This window comes from Streptomyces sp. NPDC020681, from assembly GCF_044334895.1.
In the GTDB taxonomy this organism is placed as follows: domain Bacteria; phylum Actinomycetota; class Actinomycetes; order Streptomycetales; family Streptomycetaceae; genus Streptomyces.
Map to the genome: position 1 here is coordinate 228,095 of NZ_JBIRTX010000007.1, position 19,684 is coordinate 247,778.

Annotated in this window: 21 protein-coding genes and 1 pseudogene; 13 read left to right on the forward strand and 9 right to left on the reverse strand. The window is 71.6% G+C overall.

Annotation, left to right across the window (positions count from 1 at the left end):
- Positions 1-2: 2 nt before the first annotated feature.
- Positions 3-401: a cell division protein SepF gene (locus tag ACH4YL_RS19285; RefSeq protein ID WP_398508568.1), complete on the reverse strand. Its 399-nt coding sequence runs from the start codon at positions 399-401 to the stop codon at positions 3-5.
- Between the two features lie 92 nt (positions 402-493).
- Positions 494-925, reverse strand: a complete 432-nt coding sequence (locus ACH4YL_RS19290; RefSeq protein ID WP_398508569.1) for a nuclear transport factor 2 family protein — start codon at positions 923-925, stop codon at positions 494-496.
- Positions 926-1,103: 178 nt separating this feature from the next.
- Between ACH4YL_RS19290 and ACH4YL_RS19295 the strand changes: the two genes are divergently transcribed.
- From ACH4YL_RS19295 to ACH4YL_RS19310, 4 genes are all read left to right on the forward strand, one after another.
- Positions 1,104-2,090 (forward strand): aldo/keto reductase, encoded by a 987-nt coding sequence (locus tag ACH4YL_RS19295; RefSeq protein ID WP_398508570.1) that lies wholly within the window; start codon positions 1,104-1,106, stop codon positions 2,088-2,090.
- Positions 2,091-2,202: 112 nt separating this feature from the next.
- Positions 2,203-2,838: an ATP-binding cassette domain-containing protein gene (locus tag ACH4YL_RS19300; protein WP_398508571.1), complete on the forward strand. Its 636-nt coding sequence runs from the start codon at positions 2,203-2,205 to the stop codon at positions 2,836-2,838.
- Between the two features lie 17 nt (positions 2,839-2,855).
- Complete coding sequence (locus ACH4YL_RS19305; RefSeq protein WP_398508750.1) at positions 2,856-3,734, forward strand: metal ABC transporter permease; 879 nt, start codon at positions 2,856-2,858, stop codon at positions 3,732-3,734.
- Positions 3,683-4,492 (forward strand): metal ABC transporter solute-binding protein, Zn/Mn family, encoded by an 810-nt coding sequence (locus tag ACH4YL_RS19310; protein WP_398508572.1) that lies wholly within the window; start codon positions 3,683-3,685, stop codon positions 4,490-4,492. The genes ACH4YL_RS19305 and ACH4YL_RS19310 overlap by 52 nt, the downstream gene beginning before the upstream one ends.
- Before the next feature lie 119 nt (positions 4,493-4,611).
- Here the strand turns inward: ACH4YL_RS19310 and ACH4YL_RS19315 are convergent, their stop codons facing one another.
- Complete coding sequence (locus ACH4YL_RS19315; protein ID WP_398508573.1) at positions 4,612-6,288, reverse strand: class I adenylate-forming enzyme family protein; 1,677 nt, start codon at positions 6,286-6,288, stop codon at positions 4,612-4,614.
- Complete coding sequence (locus tag ACH4YL_RS19320) at positions 6,285-8,054, reverse strand: CoA transferase (protein ID WP_398508574.1); 1,770 nt, start codon at positions 8,052-8,054, stop codon at positions 6,285-6,287. Before ACH4YL_RS19320 ends, ACH4YL_RS19315 begins: the two co-directional genes overlap by 4 nt.
- Before the next feature lie 143 nt (positions 8,055-8,197).
- On the opposite strand from ACH4YL_RS19320, the gene ACH4YL_RS19325 reads away from it, so the two are divergent.
- From ACH4YL_RS19325 to ACH4YL_RS19340, 4 genes are all read left to right on the forward strand, one after another.
- A complete protein-coding gene (locus ACH4YL_RS19325; RefSeq protein ID WP_398508575.1) occupies positions 8,198-9,385 on the forward strand; it encodes an acyl-CoA dehydrogenase family protein in 1,188 nt (395 codons plus the stop codon).
- Positions 9,386-9,469: 84 nt separating this feature from the next.
- Positions 9,470-9,916 carry a nuclear transport factor 2 family protein gene (locus tag ACH4YL_RS19330; protein ID WP_398508576.1) on the forward strand — a complete coding sequence of 149 codons (447 nt, stop codon included), beginning with the start codon at positions 9,470-9,472 and terminating at the stop codon, positions 9,914-9,916.
- Positions 9,913-10,758, forward strand: a complete 846-nt coding sequence (locus ACH4YL_RS19335; RefSeq protein ID WP_398508577.1) for an NAD(P)H-binding protein — start codon at positions 9,913-9,915, stop codon at positions 10,756-10,758. The genes ACH4YL_RS19330 and ACH4YL_RS19335 overlap by 4 nt, the downstream gene beginning before the upstream one ends.
- Positions 10,755-11,213, forward strand: coding sequence for a hypothetical protein (locus tag ACH4YL_RS19340; RefSeq protein ID WP_398508578.1), 459 nt, complete (start codon positions 10,755-10,757; stop codon positions 11,211-11,213). The genes ACH4YL_RS19335 and ACH4YL_RS19340 overlap by 4 nt, the downstream gene beginning before the upstream one ends.
- On the opposite strand, the gene ACH4YL_RS19345 is transcribed toward ACH4YL_RS19340, so the two are convergent.
- Both ACH4YL_RS19345 and ACH4YL_RS19350 read right to left on the reverse strand, forming a co-directional pair.
- Positions 11,182-12,327, reverse strand: coding sequence for a sugar ABC transporter permease (locus tag ACH4YL_RS19345; RefSeq protein WP_398508579.1), 1,146 nt, complete (start codon positions 12,325-12,327; stop codon positions 11,182-11,184). The two genes, ACH4YL_RS19340 and ACH4YL_RS19345, sit on opposite strands and share 32 nt — an antisense overlap.
- Entirely contained in the window at positions 12,282-13,448 is a 1,167-nt protein-coding gene (locus tag ACH4YL_RS19350) for an MFS transporter (RefSeq protein WP_398508751.1), read from the reverse strand. Before ACH4YL_RS19350 ends, ACH4YL_RS19345 begins: the two co-directional genes overlap by 46 nt.
- A 255-nt stretch (positions 13,449-13,703) precedes the next feature.
- Between ACH4YL_RS19350 and ACH4YL_RS19355 the strand changes: the two genes are divergently transcribed.
- From ACH4YL_RS19355 to ACH4YL_RS19375, 5 genes and pseudogenes are all read left to right on the forward strand, one after another.
- Positions 13,704-14,450 (forward strand): hypothetical protein, encoded by a 747-nt coding sequence (locus ACH4YL_RS19355; RefSeq protein WP_398508580.1) that lies wholly within the window; start codon positions 13,704-13,706, stop codon positions 14,448-14,450.
- A gap of 175 nt (positions 14,451-14,625) precedes the next feature.
- Positions 14,626-15,291, forward strand: coding sequence for a sigma-70 family RNA polymerase sigma factor (locus tag ACH4YL_RS19360; RefSeq protein WP_398508752.1), 666 nt, complete (start codon positions 14,626-14,628; stop codon positions 15,289-15,291).
- Entirely contained in the window at positions 15,288-15,461 is a 174-nt protein-coding gene (locus ACH4YL_RS19365; RefSeq protein WP_398508581.1) for a hypothetical protein, read from the forward strand. The genes ACH4YL_RS19360 and ACH4YL_RS19365 overlap by 4 nt, the downstream gene beginning before the upstream one ends.
- Positions 15,407-16,117, forward strand: a pseudogene (locus tag ACH4YL_RS19370) (hypothetical protein); the annotation flags it as partial. The gene ACH4YL_RS19365 and the pseudogene ACH4YL_RS19370, both read left to right, overlap by 55 nt.
- Before the next feature lie 464 nt (positions 16,118-16,581).
- Positions 16,582-17,064 (forward strand): copper chaperone PCu(A)C, encoded by a 483-nt coding sequence (locus tag ACH4YL_RS19375; RefSeq protein WP_398508582.1) that lies wholly within the window; start codon positions 16,582-16,584, stop codon positions 17,062-17,064.
- A 96-nt stretch (positions 17,065-17,160) separates the two neighbouring features.
- On the opposite strand, the gene ACH4YL_RS19380 is transcribed toward ACH4YL_RS19375, so the two are convergent.
- From ACH4YL_RS19380 to ACH4YL_RS19390, 3 genes are all read right to left on the reverse strand, one after another.
- Positions 17,161-17,649 carry a hypothetical protein gene (locus tag ACH4YL_RS19380; protein ID WP_398508583.1) on the reverse strand — a complete coding sequence of 163 codons (489 nt, stop codon included), beginning with the start codon at positions 17,647-17,649 and terminating at the stop codon, positions 17,161-17,163.
- A 78-nt stretch (positions 17,650-17,727) separates the two neighbouring features.
- On the reverse strand, positions 17,728-18,645 hold the full coding sequence (locus tag ACH4YL_RS19385) for a hypothetical protein (protein WP_398508584.1): 918 nt from the start codon (positions 18,643-18,645) through the stop codon (positions 17,728-17,730).
- 101 nt (positions 18,646-18,746) lie between these two features.
- Positions 18,747-19,562 carry an SDR family NAD(P)-dependent oxidoreductase gene (locus ACH4YL_RS19390; protein ID WP_398508585.1) on the reverse strand — a complete coding sequence of 272 codons (816 nt, stop codon included), beginning with the start codon at positions 19,560-19,562 and terminating at the stop codon, positions 18,747-18,749.
- Between the last annotated feature and the right edge of the window lie 122 nt (positions 19,563-19,684).

Below are 19,684 nucleotides of genomic sequence, written 5' to 3' on the forward strand. Positions count from 1 at the left end.
TCCTACGAATGAGGGACGGCGGCCGCCGCGATGCCCTCCACCTCCGTACCCTCAGGGGCGAGCAGGAAGACATTGCGGTCGACCCGGTGCATGGCACTGCCGAGTCCGAAGACGACACCGCTGCTGAAGTCCAGGATGCGCTTGGCAACATCGGTGTCGGCGCCGGTGAGGTCGAGCAGCACCGGAATCCGGGCGATGAGATACTCGGCGACCTCGCGCGCGTCGGCGAAGACCTGCACCCTCAGCACGACGAAGCGACGCTGCTCCACGGCCGCGTAGTCCTGCGGAACGGTGCGGTGGTCGACCCGCGACGGCCACTCGTTACGGCTGCGCAGCGGGACGACCTGAGCCAGGCCCTCCCACTGCTCGTCGGTGACGTCGTACCTCTCGTACCTACTCATGCGCCCCATCCTCGCGCCCCTCACCCGTTCGGCCCAACAGCGACACGGGTGAGTCGGCCGGGGATCGGCGCGGGATTGCGGCCGCCCGCCGCTCAGCCCTCGGCGGGTGCGGGGACGAGACCGTCGGCGACCAGCCCGGCGAAGACCGCGTCCCGCATCGCCTCCACCGCCGACAGCGGGCGGACCATCACGGTGAACTCCTTGATCAGGCCGGCCTCGTCGAACTGCAGCAGGTCGATGCCGTGGATCTCCTTGCCGTTCACGTTGGCCCGGAAGGCGAGGATCTCCGACGGCGCCTCCTTGCCGTCCGTGCTGGTCTCGGCCGTGCCGTCGAGGTGTCCGACGTAGCGGAAGTCCTCGAAGGTGCGCAGCAGGACGCGCAGCAGGCCCAGCATCATGGGCCTGCCCTCGAACGGGCTGAACTTCACCGGGCTGTAGAAGCGCACGTCCTCGGTGAACAGATCCTCCAGAGCGGCAAGATCGCGTCCCTCCACGGCGGCGCGGAAGCGCTGCGCGTTCTCCATGTCTCCTCCTGTGCTTCTCGACAACCAAAGATCCGTACTCAGGATCCGTACTCAAGATAGTGACTGATCACTATCTTTGGTAGAGCCCTGGGTGGTTGACTTGGAGCGCGCTCCAAGATCCAGACTCCTCCGAGACGGCCGCGTGAATCCACGGCCGCAGGACATGAGGGGAGTCCGCATGAAGTACCGCATGATCGGCCAGGACCCGAAGACCCGCCGCGAGGTGAGCGTGCTGAGCCTCGGCGCCATGCTGTTCGGCACGGCGACCGACGAGGCGACGTCCTTCGCGATCCTCGACCGCTATGTCGAGGCCGGCGGCACCTTCATCGACACGTCCAACAACTACGCGTTCTGGTTCAACGGCAGCCAGGGCGGCGAGAGCGAGCGGCTCCTCGGCCGCTGGCGGCGCAGCCGCGGTGTCACGGACGAGGTCGTTATCGCCACCAAGCTCGGCGGACGGCCGAACCGGCCGAGCAGTGATTTCTCGCTCGACATCGAGGGCCTCTCGGCGAAGGTGATCCGGGAGTCCGCGGAGCGCAGCCGCGATCATCTCGGCGTCGAGAAGCTGGATCTGCTGTACGCGCACGTTCAGGACAGGAGCGTGCCGATGGAGGAGACGGTCGAGGCGTTCGCCGGTCTTGTCGCCGACGGCACGGTCGGGCTGCTCGGAGTGAGCAACCACTGGGCCTGGCAGGTCGAGCGGGCGCGGAGCCTGGCCAAGGCCGCGGGACTTCCCGGCTACGAGGTGTTGCAGTACCACCACAGCTATCTGCGGCGGCGCACCGACATGCCGAGCCGGCGTTCGCCGGACGGCCAGGAAGGTGTGGTGAGCGGCGAGCTGCTCAGCTATCTGCGGGCGGAGCCGGAACTCGCGCTGGTCACCTATTCGCCGCTGCTTGCCGGTGGATACGTACGCGAGGACAAGCCCCTGGGCAGCGATTTCGACCACTCCGGCACGCCGGTCCGCAGGGCCGCACTGCGCGAGGTGGCCCAGCAGACGGGTGCGACCGTCAATCAGGTGGTGCTCGCCTGGCTGATCGGAGGCGACATCCCGATGATTCCGCTGGTGGGCGCGTCGTCGGTGGCTCAGCTCGACGAGAGTCTGGCGGCGGTGGACCTGGAGCTCACGGCCGATCAGCGGGCCCGGCTGGACGCCGCGCACTGACCCGGAGCGCGGGTCGCGGGAACCAGAGCCGCCTCGTATCCGACTACTGCCGCGCGGGAGGGCACGCAGTTCGCCCCCTCCCGTACGGCAACGGACGGACGAGGGGCGTGTGATGGGCGGGCTCGATGTACAACTGCGCGGCGTCGCCTGCCGCCATGGGCGGGTCGACGCCGTCGCCGACGTGGACCTTCAGATCGGGGCCGGCGAGCACGTCGCACTGACCGGAACCAATGGCTCCGGCAAGACCACGCTGGTCCGCGCCGTCCTCGGGCTGCACCGCCGGACGACCGGCACGATTTTGGTCGGCGGCCGCGACACCCGGTCGGCCACCGACTGGGCCTGGCGACGACGGGCCTGCGCATGGATCCCGCAGAAGCCCGCGGCCGGCCGCTTCCCGCTCCTCGGCCGGGAGTTGCTGGCCAGCAGCGCCGCACCCGCCGCGGCCGGTGAAGCCGCGGAGCGCCTCGGCGTCGGAGCGCTGACGGCACGGCCGCTGCACACCCTCTCCGGCGGTCAGCTGCAACGCATGTATCTCGCCCGGGCCGTGGGCTGTGTCGCGGCCGGGGCCGAGGTGCTGCTCGCCGACGAACCCACCGCCGCCCTCGACTTCTCGGGCCAGGAGGAGGCGGCGGACGTACTGCTCTCGCTGCCGGTCACGCTGGTCGTCGTGACGCACGACCGGGCACTGGCCGACCGCTGCGACCGGGTCATGGAGATGGCCGCCGGCCGGCTGCGGGAGGTCAAGTGACGGGTCACATGACCTCGCTGACGACCCTGGCCACCGCCGACGTCGGCGAACTGCTCCAGCTGCTGCCCGTGCAGCGAGCCGGGCTCGCGCTGCTACTGGCCGCGATCGGCCTGCCGGTGATCGGCGTGGTGATCGTCGGCCTCGACATCATGCCGGTGCGCTTCGCGATGATGCATGTCGCGCTGCTCGGCATCGCGATCGGCCTGCTGACCGGCCTCGACCCGATGGTCTGCGCGCTGGTGGCCTGTGCCCTGGCCGGTGCGGGCGTCGCACCGCTCGCCCGCACGCCGGACGGTCTGTCCGGCGCGATGGGCCTGCTGATGAGCATGGCCATCGCGGCGGCGCTCCTCACGCTCGCCGTCTCCGGCGTCAACGCCTCCGGTGCGTTCGCCCTGTTGTGGGGCTCGATCCTGTCGGTGGAGGCGGCCGACCTCACCGTGCTCGCGATGCTCGCCGTCGTCGTACCGGCTCTGTTCTGGTGGCGTCGGCGCGATGTGGCGCTGCTGCTGTACGACCGCGAACTCGCGCAGGTCTCCGGCGTGCCCGTGCGCGGACTGACGCTGGTGCTGCTGGTACTCGTCGCGGTCTCCGTCGCCGGAGCGATCAAGCTCACCGGCGCACTGCTGGTCGACGCGCTGACTCTGCTGCCCGCGCTGGCCGCGCGGCGGCTGGGGCGTTCGCTCGGGTCGATCACGCTGTGGGCGGTCGCCATCGGCGTCGTCGTCAATCTGACGGGGTTCCTCACGGCTCTCTGGCTGGACTGGCCGCCCGGCCCGGTCCTCGTCCTGACGGCGGGGGCGGTCGTCCTCGCCGTCCATCTCATACCCGAACGGAGAATCAGCTCATGGCACGCACCCGCGGCCGCATCGGTTCCGTCCTCTCTCTCCTCGCACTGAGCACCGCGCTCACGCTGACCGCCGGCTGCGGCAGCGACACCGGCTCCAAGGACGCGGGCGGCGAGGGCAGCGGCAAGGACAAGCCCGTCGTCGTGGTCACCACCACCTGGGAGGGAGCCTTCGCCAAGGCCGCGGGCGCGGAGGACATCAAGGTCATCGTGCCCCAGTCGGTGCACCACGCGCCCGACTACGACCCCAAGCCCTCGGACCTCGCGGCGGTCGCGAAGGCCGACTTCGTGCTGTACGCGCCGTTCGAGCCGTACGCCGAGAAGATCAAGGAGGCCGCGGGCTCCAAGGCCGAGCTGGTCGAGGTGAACCTCGACAACGACGCCGAGAAGGTGTCGGGTGAAGTGGCGCGGCTCGGCAAGCTGTTCGGCACGGAGGATGCCGCGGCGACGTGGCAGAAGTCCTTCGACACCCAGTACGCAGGCCTCTCCAAGGACCTGAGGGCCGCGTGGCCCGGCGGCAGGAGCCCGGCCGTCGTCACCCAGGTGTTCACCGCCTGGTCCGCGAAGATGGCGGGCGCGACGACGCTCGGCACGTACGGGCCGGAGGCGGTGACTCCGGCGCAGCTGGCGGAGCTGTCCAAGAAGAAGCCCGCGTACGTGCTGGACAACGCGCACATGTCGACGGGGAAGGTGCTGCCGGACTCGGGCGCGAAGCAGGTGCAGGTCGTCAACTACCCGGGTGAGGACCTGGATCTGGTGGCCGTGTACCGCGGTGCGGCGACGGAGCTGAAGAAGGCGATGGCTTCGTAACCCGGGGCGCGGCCCCGGACCCCGCGCCGCAGACGCCACGCGGGCATGCGCTCCCGCCCGACCGGCGCGGAGTTCCGCCGGCCGGGCGGGAACCCCGCCCGGCGGGCGGTCAAGCCGTGTCAGCTCGCCTCCGGCATCGGAATGTCGCCGTCCGTCGCGGACGGACCCGCCGTCAGGCGCTCCCGCAGCGCCGCCCGGTCCGGCTTGCCCGCCGGGGTCAGCGGGAGTTCGTCCACCAGCAGCAGGCGTTCCGGGTGCTTGCGGCGTTCCAGGCCGCGGGCCGTCAGATGGGCGCAGAGCGAGTCGAGCGTCAGGCCGTCCGTGGTGCGGGCCACCACGCAGGCCGCGAGCCGCTCCCCCATCAGCTCGTCCGGGACGCCGACGCACACCACGTCGCGTACGAGCGGATGCGCCGTCAGTTCCCGCTCCACCTCCGCCGGGCTGATGTTGGAACCACCGCGGATCACGACGTCCTTGAGCCGGCCGACGACATGCAGGACGCCGTCCTCGTCGAGGAAGCCGAGATCGCCGGTGCGCACCCAGCCGTCGGCCGTGCGGTAGCGGGCGTCCAGCTCGGGAGCGCCGACGTAGCACAGCGGGGTCATCGGGCCGCGCGCGGTGATCTCGCCGAGCCGTCCGTCCGGCAGCGGCTGCTCTGTCTCGGCGTCGGTGATGCGTATCTCGGCGACCCGGGGATCGGGAACGCCGGCAACCACGCCGGACCCGTCCGTCCGCGGGGTCTGATGCCCCAGTCCCGTATGGCAGTTGACGCCGTCGGCCGAGCCGTACAGGTTGACGACCGGGCAGCCGAAGGCGTCCGCGGCGTCGGCCGCCGTGGTTTCGTCGAGCGGGGCGCCGCCGAGGACGAGAGCGGTCGGCGCCGGCAGTTTGTCGTCAGTGCCTTCGAGCCGGTCGAGCATCATGCGCACCATGGTCGGCACACCCAGGATGTGCGTCGGCTCGTGCTCACGTATCGCCGCCAGCGCCGCCTCCGGGGTGAAGTGGTCGAGCAGGATCAGCGTCCCGCCGTGCCGGGCCAGCGTGACCGAGGTGCCGTTGGAGCCGAACGCCGTGGTGAGCGGCACCAGGAAGAGACAGCGCGGCGGTGTCTTGTCGGGCATCAGGGAGGCGAGGAAGTTCCCGCGTCCGCCGGCGAGCGCGTTGTGGGAGTACGCGACCATCTTCGGCTCCGCCTCGGAGCCGGAGGAGACCAGAATGCGGGCCGCGTTCTCCGGGTCCGGCCGTGCGGCGACGAAGCCGCTCGCGTCGGAGCGCAGCAGGTCCGAGAGCGGTACCGTCCCGTCCGGCGCTGTGCCGGGCCCGGCGGCGATCACATGGCGCAGCGCGGGCAGGGCAGTTGACAGGACCTTCAGGCCGGCCGCGTGGTGGCTGCCGCGGTGCTCGACGGGCGCGATGACGGCCACCGCGTCCGCGCGCCGCAGCAGGCACTCGGCCTCCAGGCTGCCCCGGCCGACCGGGAACGGCAGCGCCACCGCGCCGATCGCCGCCAGTGCGAGATCCGCGATGACGGCATTGCGCCCGTTGGGCAGTTGGACACCGACCACGTCGCCCTCGGCGATGCCCAGGGATCTGAGGCCGGTGGCCAGACATCGGACCTTGCGGTCCAGCGCGGTGTAACAGAGTTTTCCCTTGGCGTCGATCACGGCCGTACGGTGCAGATCCGCGATCTGGCGGGCCCGGAACAGGCTGTAGAGGTCGAGGTCGGGGCAGGTTCCGTCGATCACCCAGGATCGGCGGAGTTCGGCGGGCAGCAGATCGTGCAGGGCGACGGTCACGCGAAGCTCCAGGGGTCGGGGACTGCGGGGGCGCCGTGCGCGTCGCGGCTGATCGAGCCGGCGAAGCGCGGGTCGTGGTGCAGGTCGGCAAGGTCTGTGGTGACCGCGGTCGCGGTCAGTCCATGGGTGCGCAGCTGCGCGAGGGCCTGGCCGGTGGAGAGTTCGCGCAGGTCGTACGCGGCGGCAGCGGCGGCGCACGCGTCGGCGGGAGCCACCCAGCCGTCGGCCGTACGCAGCGGCCGGCGGAACCCGGCGGGCCGTCTGGCCTCCTCGCCGCGGGCCGCTCGGCGCAGCGCCGGGCCGGTGAGGACGTCGGCGGCGCCGAGCAGCGAGGAGTCCACGCGTACGCCCCGGCCGGTGCGTTCACGCAGCAGCAGGCCCGCGAGCACGGCCTCGGCACCGAGCAGTCCGCCGAGCACGTCGAGCAGCGTCATCAGCGACGGCGCCGGGGCCTCGTCCGCGGGCCGTACGGCCTCGCCCACCGCGGTGCGGGCCTGGACCATGAAATCCGTGCCCATCGGTGCGTCCGCGAGCCGTCCGGCCCAGCCGCTGGTGTACGCGTAGACGAGCGCCGGGTTGGCCGCGGTGAGGTCGTCGCAGTCGAGGCCGAGTTCGGCCGCCTTGCCCGGTGCCCAGTTGTGCAGGAAGACATCGGCCTGCGCCGCCAGTTCGCGCAGCCGGCGCCGGCCCGACTCGGCCTTGATGTCCACCTCGACGGCCTGCTTGCCGCGGTTGAGCGCGAGCCAGCGGGCGGAGACGCCGGAACAGGCGGGCGGCATGCCGCGCAGCGGGTCGCCGCCCGGCGGTTCGATGCGGATCACATCGGCGCCGAGGATGCGCAGCAGATGTGCGGTGAGCGGGGCCTGGATGCGGCGTCCCGCTTCCAGCACGGTCAGCCCGCTCAGCGGTCGTGCGGCCGTGATGCCCGCAGAGCTGTGTCCAGAGCCGTGCGGTGTCAGGGTCCAGGGCGCGGCGCCGTCGTGTTCGGCGGCGCGCTCGGCGAGCGTGCGCAGCGCGCACACCTCGGCCCCGGAGACGGACGCCGCCTGATGGATGCGCTGCCAGCCGCTGTCGCGCGTGGTCCTGTGGAGCGCTGCGGGGAAGGGTGCGCAGGCGGTGGCGTAGCGGAACTGGAAGGGCCGCCAGCCGGCCCGTATCGCATCGGCCGGAGCGTCCAGGGCCCGCCAGAACGCGGCCCAGGCACCGGGGTCGAGGGTCTCCAGCTCGAAGAGCCTGCCGTCGGCCGCGGTGAACGGCGGTCCGCCGGCGTCCAGTTCGGCCGCCTCGCCCTCGTCGGCTCCGGTCGCCGCGAAGTACTGCGAGACGGCCAGCAGCCCGGCCCGGTCGGCGCCTGTGGTGACTGGTGCCGGGGCCGCGCCGCGTGCCTGGGCGAGCAGTCCGGCCAGCAGCCCCTGCACGGTGAGGACTGCGGCGGCGGTGGCCGCGTAGTCGGCGGCGAGGCCGCGCGGGCTTCCGTCGCGGCGGCCGTGGACCGCCATGATGCCGGTGGCGGCCTGCGCCGTCGCCTCGTCGACGATCTCGCTCGCGGGCGATGACCAGGCCGTGTGCGCCTCGGCCGGCTGGAAGTCTGCGCCGGTCACGACGGTCCGACCGAGCGCGGTGGCTCCCGCGCCGGACGCGTCCGTACGTGCGCCGAGCAGCCGCAGATGCTCGGCGACGACGCCGGTGAGCTCGGGCGGTCCCGAGGTGTCGAAGCGCAGTGTGCCGAGCGGCCGGTCCGTCTGCGTGGTTGCTGGTGACGCCATGCCTCTCCTCTCCTGACGCGGCCGGGGCCGTCGCCGGGGTTGTCCGGTACGCGGGAACCCGGGAGCGGTGGCAGCCGACCAGTTCCACGGACAGACAGTCGGACTGTCGTTCCCATGGGTTCCCGGCGGAGTGGAGGAGAGCGGTGTCGAGTCGAGGCACGGCGGTACGCGGCGGCCCTGAAGGCCGGTCCGGTTCGGCGGAGTTGCGGGACCGGGTGGCGGACTTCGTACGCGGCCGGGTGATGCCGTACGAGCCGGTGCTGGACGCCGGCGGACCGGCCGCGGCGGCCACGCTGCGGAAGTTGCGCGGCGAGGCGAAGGAGCACGGGCTGTGGGCGCTGCCGCTGCCCGCCGAACTGGGCGGCCAGGGCCTGGCCCTGAGCGAGTACGCGGCACTCGCCGAGGCCGAGGGCGCCAGCGATCACGGGCCCGCCGCGCTCGGCTCGGCGCCGCTGCTGGACGTAACGATGCTGCGGCGGCACGGCGGGGCCACGGTTCGCGACCTGTATCTGAAGCGGCTGGTGGCCGGTGAGATCCGCACCTGCTACGCCATGACCGAGCCGGACGTCCCCGGCACCGATCCGTTGCTGACCGGGACCCGCGCCGAACAGCAGGCGGACGGCAGCTGGATCGTCACCGGCTGCAAGTGGTTCACCTCGAACGCGGGCGACGCCGACCTGGTCACCGTGCTCGCGCGCACCGACGGGGCACCGTCCGACCGCGAAGGCCTGAGCCTGCTGCTGGTGCCGACCGACTCCGCGGGCTTCCGCGTCGTGCGCGAACTGCCGGTGCTCGGCGCCGGCGGCCAGTGGGAGATCGAGCTCGACCGGGTCGCCGTGCCCGCCGGCCATCTGATCGGCGGGCGCGGCGACGCGCTCGCCGTCGCCGGGGAGCGGCTCCAGCTGGGCAGGACGCTGCGCTGTCTGCGCTGGCTCGGCCAGGCCCAGCGCGCCTTTGACCTCATGTGCGAACGGGCCGTCTCACGCACCGGCTCCGGCGGCCCGCTCTCCCGCCACCAGCTAGTCCAGCTGCATGTCTTCGACGCGCTGCTCGCGCTGCGGACCACCCGCCCGCTGGTCCACGAGGCCATGGCGCTGATCGCCGCCGGCGGCGACGCGCACACGGAGGTCGGTCTTGCGAAGGTCGCCGCGGCACGCATGCTCCAGCAGGTCACGGACGCCGCGATCCAGGTGCACGGGGCCGCCGGGCTGGGACCTGACACACCGCTGCCCGCGCTCTTCCGCACGGGCCGCGCGGCCCGGATCCTCGACGGTCCCGACGAGCTGCACATCACGTCGGTGGCGAGACGGGTGCTGCGCGGCTACCGGTGAACCGGGTCACGCTTGCAAAACGGACCGGCAGTCCATATCTTTAAACGGACTCGTGGTCCACATTGCTCAGAGACGGAGCCTACGATGACCGGAACGATGACACCGGCGGATCTGTACCGCCACGGACTGCAGCTGCTGCTGGACTATGACATCAAGGGCTGGGTGGCCCTGTCCGACGAGGACGTGGTCGTCGAGTTCCCCTTCGCGCCGGACGGCTTTCCGAAGCGGTTGGCAGGCCGGGCCGCTCTCGGTGAGTACATGCGCGACTATCCCGACCACATCGACATCCACGCCTTCCCCGACCTGGAGATCCACGAGACGACGAACCCGGACACGATCGTCGCGGAGATGCGTGCCGTCGGCCTGTTCGTCGCCAGCGGTGAGCCGTACGAGATGCGGTACATCGTGGTGATGACGGCCAGGAACGGCCGCATCACGAACTGGCGCGACTACTGGAACCCGCTCGGGATCCCGGCTTCCATGGACGACGCAAAGTCGTCGTCCGCCGCATCCCGAAGGGGCCTCAGATGACGACCGACATCAACACCGTCCTGGTCACCGGGGCCACGGGCAACACCGGCAGCCGAATCGTGCCCCGGCTCGCCGCGCTCGGGCACACCGTCAGGGCCGCGAGCCGCCGCGCCACCGAGCAGGACGGCGCGCAGGCCGTCCGCTTCGACTGGTACGACTCCGCCACGCACGCCCCGGCCCTGCTCGGATCGGACCGGCTCTATCTCGTGCCGCCGATCGGCGAGCCGGACCCGGCCGCCGTGATGGTCCCCTTCCTGAATCAGGCGCGTACGGCCGGTGTGCGCCGCGTGGTGCTCCTCAGCTCATCGGCGATCCCCGCCGGAGGTCCCGGTGTCGGGCAGGTGCATGAGGCCCTTCCCGGTCTGTTCGACGAGTGGGCGGTCCTGCAGCCGTCGTGGTTCATGCAGAACTTCACCGACAGCCATATGCACGCGGCCACCATCCGCGACGCGGACGTCATCATGACCGCGACCGACGAGGGCCGCGTCGGGTTCATCGACGCGGACGACATCGCCGCGGTCGCCGTGCACGCCCTCACCGGCGCGACCGCTCCCAACACCGGTCTGGTGCTCACCGGTCCGCAGGCGCTGAGCTACGCCGACATCGCCGCGACGGTCTCGCGGATCACCGGCAGGACCGTACGCCACGAGCCGCTCACGTACGAGGAAATGCGCGACCGCCTGGCGGCGGCCGGCATCCCGAAGGAGTTCGCCGAACTGCTGGCCGGACTCGACCGGGCCGTCGCCGAAGGCGCCGAGGACCGCGTCACCGGCACGGTCGCGGCGATCACGGGCCGACCACCGCGCAGCTTCCGCGCGTTCGCCGAGGAGCACCTCGGATGAAGCAACTGCTCTTCGAGGACGACGTCCAGTTCTGGTTCGAGACGCTGCGGCTGTTCGGGCACGCGAGCTATGGCGGCTCGGACTTCGGCGAGATCGTGGCCACGGCGTCCCGTATCGCACCCGGCGACTACGACAGCTGGCACGACGCCTGGCTCGAGACGGCAGACCGGGTCTCGGCCGAGGCCGCGACAGCACACCCGGTCAGCGCGCGCGACGGCTTCCTCCGTGCGTCCACCTACTACAGGTCCGCCGAGCACTTCCTGCACGGCAACCCCGACGACGCGCGGCTGTACGAGCATCTGACCGGCCCGAAGACGCTGCTGACGTTCACGGAGCAGGAGGGAGCGGGCGCTCATTGCCATGCCGGTGCACAACGGCTGGCGCTGGCACGGATCTTCGACTGGCTGGACGACACGATCCAGCTCACTCGTCGCGGATGTCCACGAGACCGGTGAGCGCGGCCAGACCGAGGGCCAGGAAGAAGTCGCCCCAGATCAGTTCGTGCCGTACGGCGGTCCCGCGGCCCGCGTCGTAGCAGCCGTCCAGCAGCATTCCGGACGGACGGCCTTCGCCGTGCCCGCTCAGATGCACGCTGATCAGACGGTGCAGGATCGCTTCGCCCCGGTGCTGGTACTCGGCTGCCCAAGGCCCGGGACGGCGGGCGAGTTTCAGCAGGGCGACGGCCGTGATCGCGGCGGCGGAGGTGTCGAGAGGCCCGTCCGGGACCGCCTCGTCGGCGGGCGGAACCAGACTCGCCAGATGCCCGGTGGCCGCCAACTGGCGCCCCGCGGACTCCAGTCGACGCCGCTCCTCCCACCGGCAGGGGCCCGGGGAGTGCAGTGCGTCGGCGACCGCCAGCAGCAGCCACGCCCGTCCCCTGCTCCAGCCGGACGGCGGCTCGTCGCACGGACGCCAGCCGGCGGTCTCGCCTGCCGCCTCTGCCGCGTCTGCCGCGTCATAACGCCAGGCCGGGATCAGTCGGCCGTCGCCGAGGCAGAGGTCGAGATGGCGGTGCAGATGCGAGTGGGCCGCCGCAGCTCCTTCGGGTCCCGCGGTGGCGAGCAGCGGGACCATCCCGGGCACCGCGTCCGCGCGGGCGAGCAGGCGGGGTCCGCCGAGGGCCGATCCCCAGGGCACCAGGCCGAGTTCGGGGTCCAGGGCCGCCAGAGCGGCCTTGGCCGCGCGGACCCGCAGCTCGGAGGCCCCGGCGTCGCAGGACGCCAGAGCCGTGCCGTACCAGAAGATCAGACCGCGTGTGGCGGTGTCGGCCTCGGCCCAGTCGGCCAGCCTCGCCGTACAGGCCGAAGCCGCGGCCCGGTCGTCCGCGCTGCCGGTGTGCCGCGCGCGCAGCCAGAGCAGTCCGGCCCAGAATCCGCCGGTCCACGAACCGCGGCCGGTGGTCGTCCACCGGCCCGTGAGCGGATCGGCGAACAGCGGAAAACGGTCGCCGACCTCGGCCCGGGTGACGGCCACCCGCTCGAGTACGGCCGCCAGCGCGCGCTCGGTCCGGTCCGCGCCGCCCGTCACGCCGCCGCCGTACGCGTCCGCCGCCGCCGGTCCCGTACGCACCAGGCGAACCCGACGGCAGCCGCAGCCGCGAACTCCACGGCGACCAGCGTCCAGCCGAAGCCATACCGGTCCGCCTCCGCGAACAGGCCGAACAGCGGCGGCCCCACGGCGAAACCGGCGAAGAACCCTGCCGAGACGAGCGCGGAGTCCTGCCCGGCCCGTCCCGGTGCGGCGCGCTGCATCACCAGCACCATCGAGACCGCGTTGCCGGACACGGCGAACACGCCCACCGCCACGGCTCCCGCCCAGGCGAGCGGGTGCACGGCGAGCGCCACCGCAAGGAGAGCGGCAGCGCCGACCGCGCCCAACGCCAGTACACCCGGCAGCCATTCGGCCCTTCCTGGGACCGCGGCCCTGGACCAGCCGACCCGGCCGGCGATTCCGGTCACGCCGAGGACCGCCACCAGAGCGGCGGCGGCCGTGGGTCCCATGCCGAGCTTCTGCGCGCCGAACAGCGCGAGATAGGTGTTGACGGAGGCGATGCCGGAGCCCAGCAGCAGCGAGAAGACCGCCAGCCAGGCGATCGTGCCGCGAGGCAGCAGCGACGAGCGGAAGGCTCCCGTCGCCGTCTCCGACGCAGTCCTGGCCTTCGGCTTGGCCGTCGCCGGAGGGTCGGCAGGCAGTGCGCGCCGGGCCCAGAGCGCGACAACCACCGCCGAACAGGCGGCCGTCCACACCGCGCCGCGCCAGCCCACCCCCCCGGCGAGCGCCGCCAGCGGCAGCCCGGCCGCGAAAGCACCGAGCTGTACGCCCGACTGCTTCATGCCCGTCACCGAACCACGCCGGGCAGGCGGGACGACCGCCAGGATCGCCTTGTTGGTCGCCGGGTTGGCCAGCGCCTGCGGCAGACCGCCGAGCGCCACCGCCGTGAGGAGGACCGCGGCGCCGGGAGCCGCGCCGATCAGCCCGAGCGCGGCGGCGGACACGAGCAGCAACGTGACGAGCGCGCGACGCGGGCCGAACCGGTCCACGATCCGACCGCCGACGGGCGACAGCACGGCCGCGGTTCCGAAGCCGATCGTGGTCGTCAGCCCGAGCACGGTCGGCGAGATGCCCAACTCGTCGACCAGACGCGGGCCGAGAGCGCCGAGCAGAAACAGCTGGAGCATGGAGAACGCCATGGCGCTGGTGAGCAGCACGGTCAGCCGGCCGTCCGCCGCGGGACGCGCCTCGGTTGCCTGCTGCTCGGCCACCACCTGATGTCTCCGTTCCCGTGCGCCGCGTCGTGTGGATCACGTCAGCAGTCGGCTGAAAGCGCCTCGGAGTTCCCGATCCGCGATGTGGCCTGCGCCACTCATTGGCCGGGGTATGACCTCATCAGAACATTCCGGACCCAGCTGTGTCGGGCGCGAAGCGGATGCGAGGATGAGCCCGCCATGACTGGGAGCGGGTGCTGTCGCGCGTTACGGGCTGCGGTGTTCGCGGCCGCCTGTGTGCTGCTCGCAACCGCCGGCCACGCCTTCATGTCCGGTGCCACGGTGCCCTGGTGGGTCGTGACCGCCGCCTTCGCCCCGACCGCCGCGGCGGCGTGGCTGCTCGCACACCGCGAGCGCGGGCTGCTGATGGTCACGTCGGCGGCCGTCGCCGCTCAGGCGGCGATGCACTCGGGATTCTCATTCGCGCAGGCCGCGGTCGACCCGGCGGTCTCCGACGGTGCGTCATTCATGCGGCAGTGGGTGGGATACCTGCTGTGCGGTGCGACGGGATCCGCGTCACCGTCCGACGCCGGGCCCGCTGTTGCCGTCGTGCCTCCGGGACACCTCCACCACATGGACAGCGGCGACATGGGTGGCATGGCCGGCAGTGGTGCCATGACCGGCAGTGGTGGCATGGCCGGGGACATGGACGGTATGTCGCCGTCCGGAATGCTTGCCGCCCACCTGCTCTCCGCGCTGCTGTGCGGCCTGTGGCTCGCATACGGCGAGCAGGCCGCGTACCGCATCGGACGCGCGCTCGCCGGCTGGTTCGCCGCTCCGCTGCGGCTGATTCTCCGCCTGCCGCGGCCACTTGACCGTCCGCGCGTCCGCGTACGCCCGGACCGCCGCGCTCGCACGCTGCGGCAGCTTCTGCTCGTCCACGCCATCGTCTCAAGAGGACCGCCCGCCGGGATCGCTGTCGTCTGACAGCTGCTCCCCGACCGCGCGCCGCCGTTCGGTGCCTCACGCGCGCCTCGGGCATCGTCCCCGCACGTCAGCGGGGCCGTACCTCTCTCACCGGCCGGGCTGACCTCCGGCCGGAATCCGGCTTCCCCTCAAAGGAATTCAGGCGATGACTGCTGTCCTTACCCCTGCCCTTTCCATGTCCCTTTCTTCCTGTCCGGCGCCGCGTTGGCGGCACACGGATTCCGCCGACGAATCAGTCACCCGTCTCGCACTCGCCGCACGCGACGGCAACGCCGAGGCCGTGGAGCACTTCGTACGCGCCTTGCACCGCGACGTGTGGCGCTATGTGGCCCATCTCAGCGCCGATCCGCAATCGGCCGACGACCTCGCCCAGGACACGTTTCTGCGCGCGCTGGGCAGCCTGCACCGTTTCGAAGGCCGCTCATCGGCGCGGACCTGGCTGCTCTCCATCGCACGGCGCACCGTCGTCGACAGCCTCCGCTATTCCGCCGCCCGCCCCCGAGTCGCCGACCGGGACGACTGGCAGACCGCGGCCGAGCAGGCGCAGCCGCACGGTCTGCCGGGCTTCGAGGACGGGATCGCGCTCGCCGAACTCCTCGCGGCGATACCGGCCGAACGCCGTGAGGCGTTTGTCCTCACCCAGTTGCTCGGCCTTCCGTACGCCGAGGCGGCGGTGACCATCGGCTGCCCGATCGGCACGGTGCGCTCGCGGGTGGCGCGGGCGCGGGCCACGCTGATCGACATGATCACGGAGGCGGAGTGTCCGGCGGCGGAGCCGACCTGGGTGCGCGACGAACTGCCGGTCTGCGAGGGGACACAGGCCCTCGAGGCGGCAGCGTGAGCGCGGGCCGTTCTTCCGTGCTGCGGTTCGTGGCGCTGCTGGTGCTGCTGTTCGCCGGGTCGTATGTCGTGGGTTCGGCGTTCGGCCCGGTGGCACCGGGCATGCGCTCGACGGACAACGCTCCGGCCACCGACAGCCCGGGCCATTCCCATGCGGACGGCGTCCGATGACAGTCCGCCCGACGACAGTCCGCCCGACGACGGACCGTCAGGACGATGAGCGCGAACGGCTGATCGTCACGGCGCTGCTCTCCGCCCCCGTACTGGTCCTGTCCCTGATCCCCGCCGTGCAGTTCCGCAACTGGCAGTGGCTGTGCTTCGTCCTGGCAGCGCCGGTGGCCGTCTGGAGCGCATGGCCTTTCCACCGCCGTGCGCTGCGCGGAGCGACCCTGGACACGCTGGTGTCGCTGAGTGTGGCGGCTGCCTTCTGCTGGTCGGCGTACGGGTTGTTCCTCGGCGGCGCAAGCGACACGGGCTACCTGAACGCGGCGGTCGTCGTGCCGCTGTGCGTCCTCACCGGGCGCTTCCTGGCCCGGGCGCAGGATGTGGCCGACAGTGTGACTCGTTATCCGGTCCTCGCCGCGCCTGCGGTCGCGGTCACGGTCCTCGGCTTCTGGCTGGGCGCCGGTGCCGACCTTCAGCCCGCGGTCGCCGCCAGTGTCTCGGTGCTGGTGGCCGCCTGCCCGGCCGCGCTCGGTCTGGCGGCCACGACGGCGCTGTGGGCGGCGGCCGAACGCGGTGCACAGCTCGGCCTCCCGGTCCACCGGCCTCAAGGGCTGGAGGCGGTGCGCCACATCGACACGGTGGTCCTGGACACGACCGACACCGGCGGCTACCGCGTGGTGGACCGCCTGCGCCGCTCGGGCATCACACCGGTCCTGGCGACGGGTGCCCCCGAATCGTCCGCCGCCGCAGTCGCCTCGGATCTCGGCATCACCGAAGTCCACGCCGACTGCACGGACAAGGTGGGCCTGATGGCGCAGCTCCAGAAAGTGAACCGTCGCGTCGTCGTGATCGGCGACGTTCGAGGCAGCCTGGAGGCGGCCGAAGAGGCCATCCGGCTCGACCGGCGCACGGTGTCGACGATCCGCTTCAACCTGGCGTGGTCGCTGGCCTGCACCGCGGTCACCCTCCCGCCGGCGACCGTGGGCCTGCTCACCCCGACGCTCGCTGCCGTGACCACATACGCAGGCTGCCTCGTCGTGACCGCCAACAGCCTGCGCCTCCGTTCCTGGCACCCGTCCCACAAGCGCCCGGCGACAACTCGCCGTGTCCGAGAGGGCGTTCAGGCATGACGACGCGCATACGCAGCGCTCTCACCACCGCACTCGTACCCCTGGCTGCCTGCTCCCTGACCCTGGCAGGCCTGACAACCTGGACCGCCTCAGGAGCCGCCGGCAGCCCGCCAAGGATCGAGGTCGGCGACTCGCGCGTCTTCCTGCCGTACGGCGGCCGGACGGAAACCGCCGCGTTCTTCCGCATCACGAACACCGGAGGCTCCGACGACCTGTTGACCGCGGTGACCTCTCCGGCCGTGGACCGGGCGATGCTGAGCCGTCATGTGAACACGGACGACGGCGCGGGCTTCATGCGCATGATCGACTCGGCCGACGTCCCCGCGGGCGGCACGCTGACGATGTCCCCGTCCGGTGTGGACGTGATGGTGCGGACGAAAGGCCGCTGGCGCGTGGGCGACACCATCCCGTTCGTCCTGCACTTCCGCGACAGCGGCCGCGTCGAGACGGTGGCGGCGGTGATCCGGCCCGGCAGCTGATCCCGTGCATTACGTGTTCAACTCGCGTTCCTACGCGTGCGGCCCGTCGGCAGAGCGCCGACGGGCCGCAGGTGCCGGGCGACAGGTCAGGTCAGGTCAGGTCAGCCAGCTGTCCGCCGCGCAACCGGTGGAGTACACCCAGGTGTGGGATCCGATCCGGTCGTTCACGACGCCTTGACCGGCGGTGAAGTTGTTGTCGGTGAGGTTGTCCGCCCACTTCTCGCCGGGCGCGAGGCAGACGTACCCGTCCTGCCACTTGTAGTCCCAGTTGAAGTAGAAGGCGACGACGTCCTTGATACCCGCGCCGGCGAAGCCGCTGTTCATGACCGATGATGCCTTGTAGGCATCCCCGTACTGGAAATCGCCCAGAGCGTCACTCCAGTTGGTGTCGGAGCCTCCGGTCACTCCGAGGAGCTCCCCGTTGCAGCCCCAGTGCTCCCAGGCTCGGACGTTTCCGTCCCGCCCGGGCCATTTGGAGGCGCAGAGATTGCCATCAGCCGTCGCTGCCTGTGCGGATGTGACGGGGACGGCGAGGCCGAGGGCCGTCAGTCCCAGAGTTGCGAGGATCGTGCCCAACTTGCGCATACTTCACTCCTGTTTGTCTGCCTCGTCGGAGGCGTACTGATTCACGGCGGGTGGCCGGGAAGTGCGGGAGAGGTTCTGTCAGGTGCGGGGCGCGACGAGTTCGACCGCGCGGGCCAGAGCCTGGTGCTGCATCCGTGCGTACGCGTCGAGGGCTTCTCCGTACTGGGGGCGCAGCCGGTTCACATAGTGGGTCTCCCGCTCGTTGCCGATCGAGCGGAGCTCGGTGTCGCGGGCGCAGGTGGCATCGGCGACGGCCAGCTTCCGCTCGGCCGCGAAGCTCTCGTCGGTGGAGCTCTGCCCGGCGCGTGTCATCGCTGCCTGACGGGCCTCACCCGGGTCCTTGTAGGGGTGGCCCGCCCGCTTCATGCACTGCGCCCATGCGTTCAGCGCCGCGGCGAACTGCCTGTCGGCCAGCACCTTCGGCACGTACATCGGCCGGAGGCTGCCGGAGGTCTTCTCTGCCTGGAACCACGCCTTGGGGTCGCCGTACAGCTTCCTCTCGGACTCCGCCACGCAGCCGCCCACCTGCTTGCGGTAGGTGCCGCCGCCCGGAACGTCGGCCACCATGACCGGCGCGTCGAGCGCATCGTCCAGAGCTCTGTCCCACGCCTTTCGCCGCTCCTCGGGCAGCGACTTGCGGTAGGCGATGTTGGGATTGCTACGGCGCACCCGGTCCTCCTTGGCCCGGATCCGGCTGCCGTAACCGTGCTTGCGCGCCCAGGCGATGTCGTCCGACACGTAACCGAGGGTGCGGCTTTCCTCCAGGCTCAGCTTCTGGGCCTCGAAGTACGCGAAGCCCTGGCGAGCCATACAGGTGGTGATCAGCTGCTGCTGGGCGTCCGAGATGCGCAGCTGCTCGGCGTCCGTCAGCGGCTTCAACCTGCCTGCCGACACAGGAGCGTTGTCCGGCTTGCCCTGAGTGTTGCCGCTGGTGCACCCGGCCATGACCGTCATGACGGCCAGTGCCACACCCACGACGACGAACCTGCGCTTCATACCGATGTCCCCCGCTGCTTCGCCTTTCGGGATGCTGCGGGAGGAAACTAACCGGCCGGGACCGGTGTCCGGTCCTGACAAACGTCAGGGCGGTGACCGGCCTACTCGTGCCCGCCCCGCCGCTCCACGCGGAAGTCGAACCCCACCGTCCCCGGGTCCAGCGCCGAAACCCCGCCGTCCACCGTCAGCACCGAGCCGTTCACATACGACGCCGCCGGTGAGAGCAGCCAGCAGATCGCCTCGGCGACCTCCCTCGGCTCTCCGGGCCGGCCCTCGGGCGACAGTCTGGTCGCCTCCTCGTAGGCCTCGTCGACACCACCTCCGAGGCCCGCCTCATCGGCGAAGCGGGCCATCCGCCGGTCGGCCATCTCGGTGCGGACCCAGCCGGGACACACCGTGTTGGCGCGCAGCCCGTGACGCCCGTAGTCGACGGCGACCGAGCGGCAGAGCTGGAGCAGTGCCGCCTTGGACGTCGCGTACGCGGCGTTGGCGAGTCCGTTGCGCAGGGCCGACACGGAGGCGACGGCGACGACTGAGCCACGGGACTCCAGCAGGTGCGGGAGTGCGGCGCGGAGCAGCAGGAAGGGGCCCGTGAGGTTGGTGCGCATGACCGCTTCCCAGTCCTCGTCGGACAGGTCGCCGACCGCTCCGCTTCGGCCGGTGCCCGCGTTGAGTACGAGTCCGTCCAGCCGGCCGTACGCGTCCACCGCCGCGTCCACGAGCGAGCGGACGGAGTCAGCGTCGCCGATGTCCGACGGGTGGGCCAGGGCACCTGTCTCCTCCGCAATGCGGTGGAGCGGCTCGGGCCTGCGGCCGGAGACGACGACGTCGTGGCCGGTCTCGCGCAGCAGGCGGGCGGTGGACGCGCCGATGCCCGTGCCGCCGCCGGTGACGATCAGAACTCGCCGGTCGGTCATGGTCGTTCAGCCTCCGTGATCGCGAACAGTGCGCGTGAACAGCGCCTGTGAAGCTTCACATGGGCCTCTTGCCGCACACAAAAGTCGGCGTTCAGCTTCCGGACATCACCGAGCCATGGCGG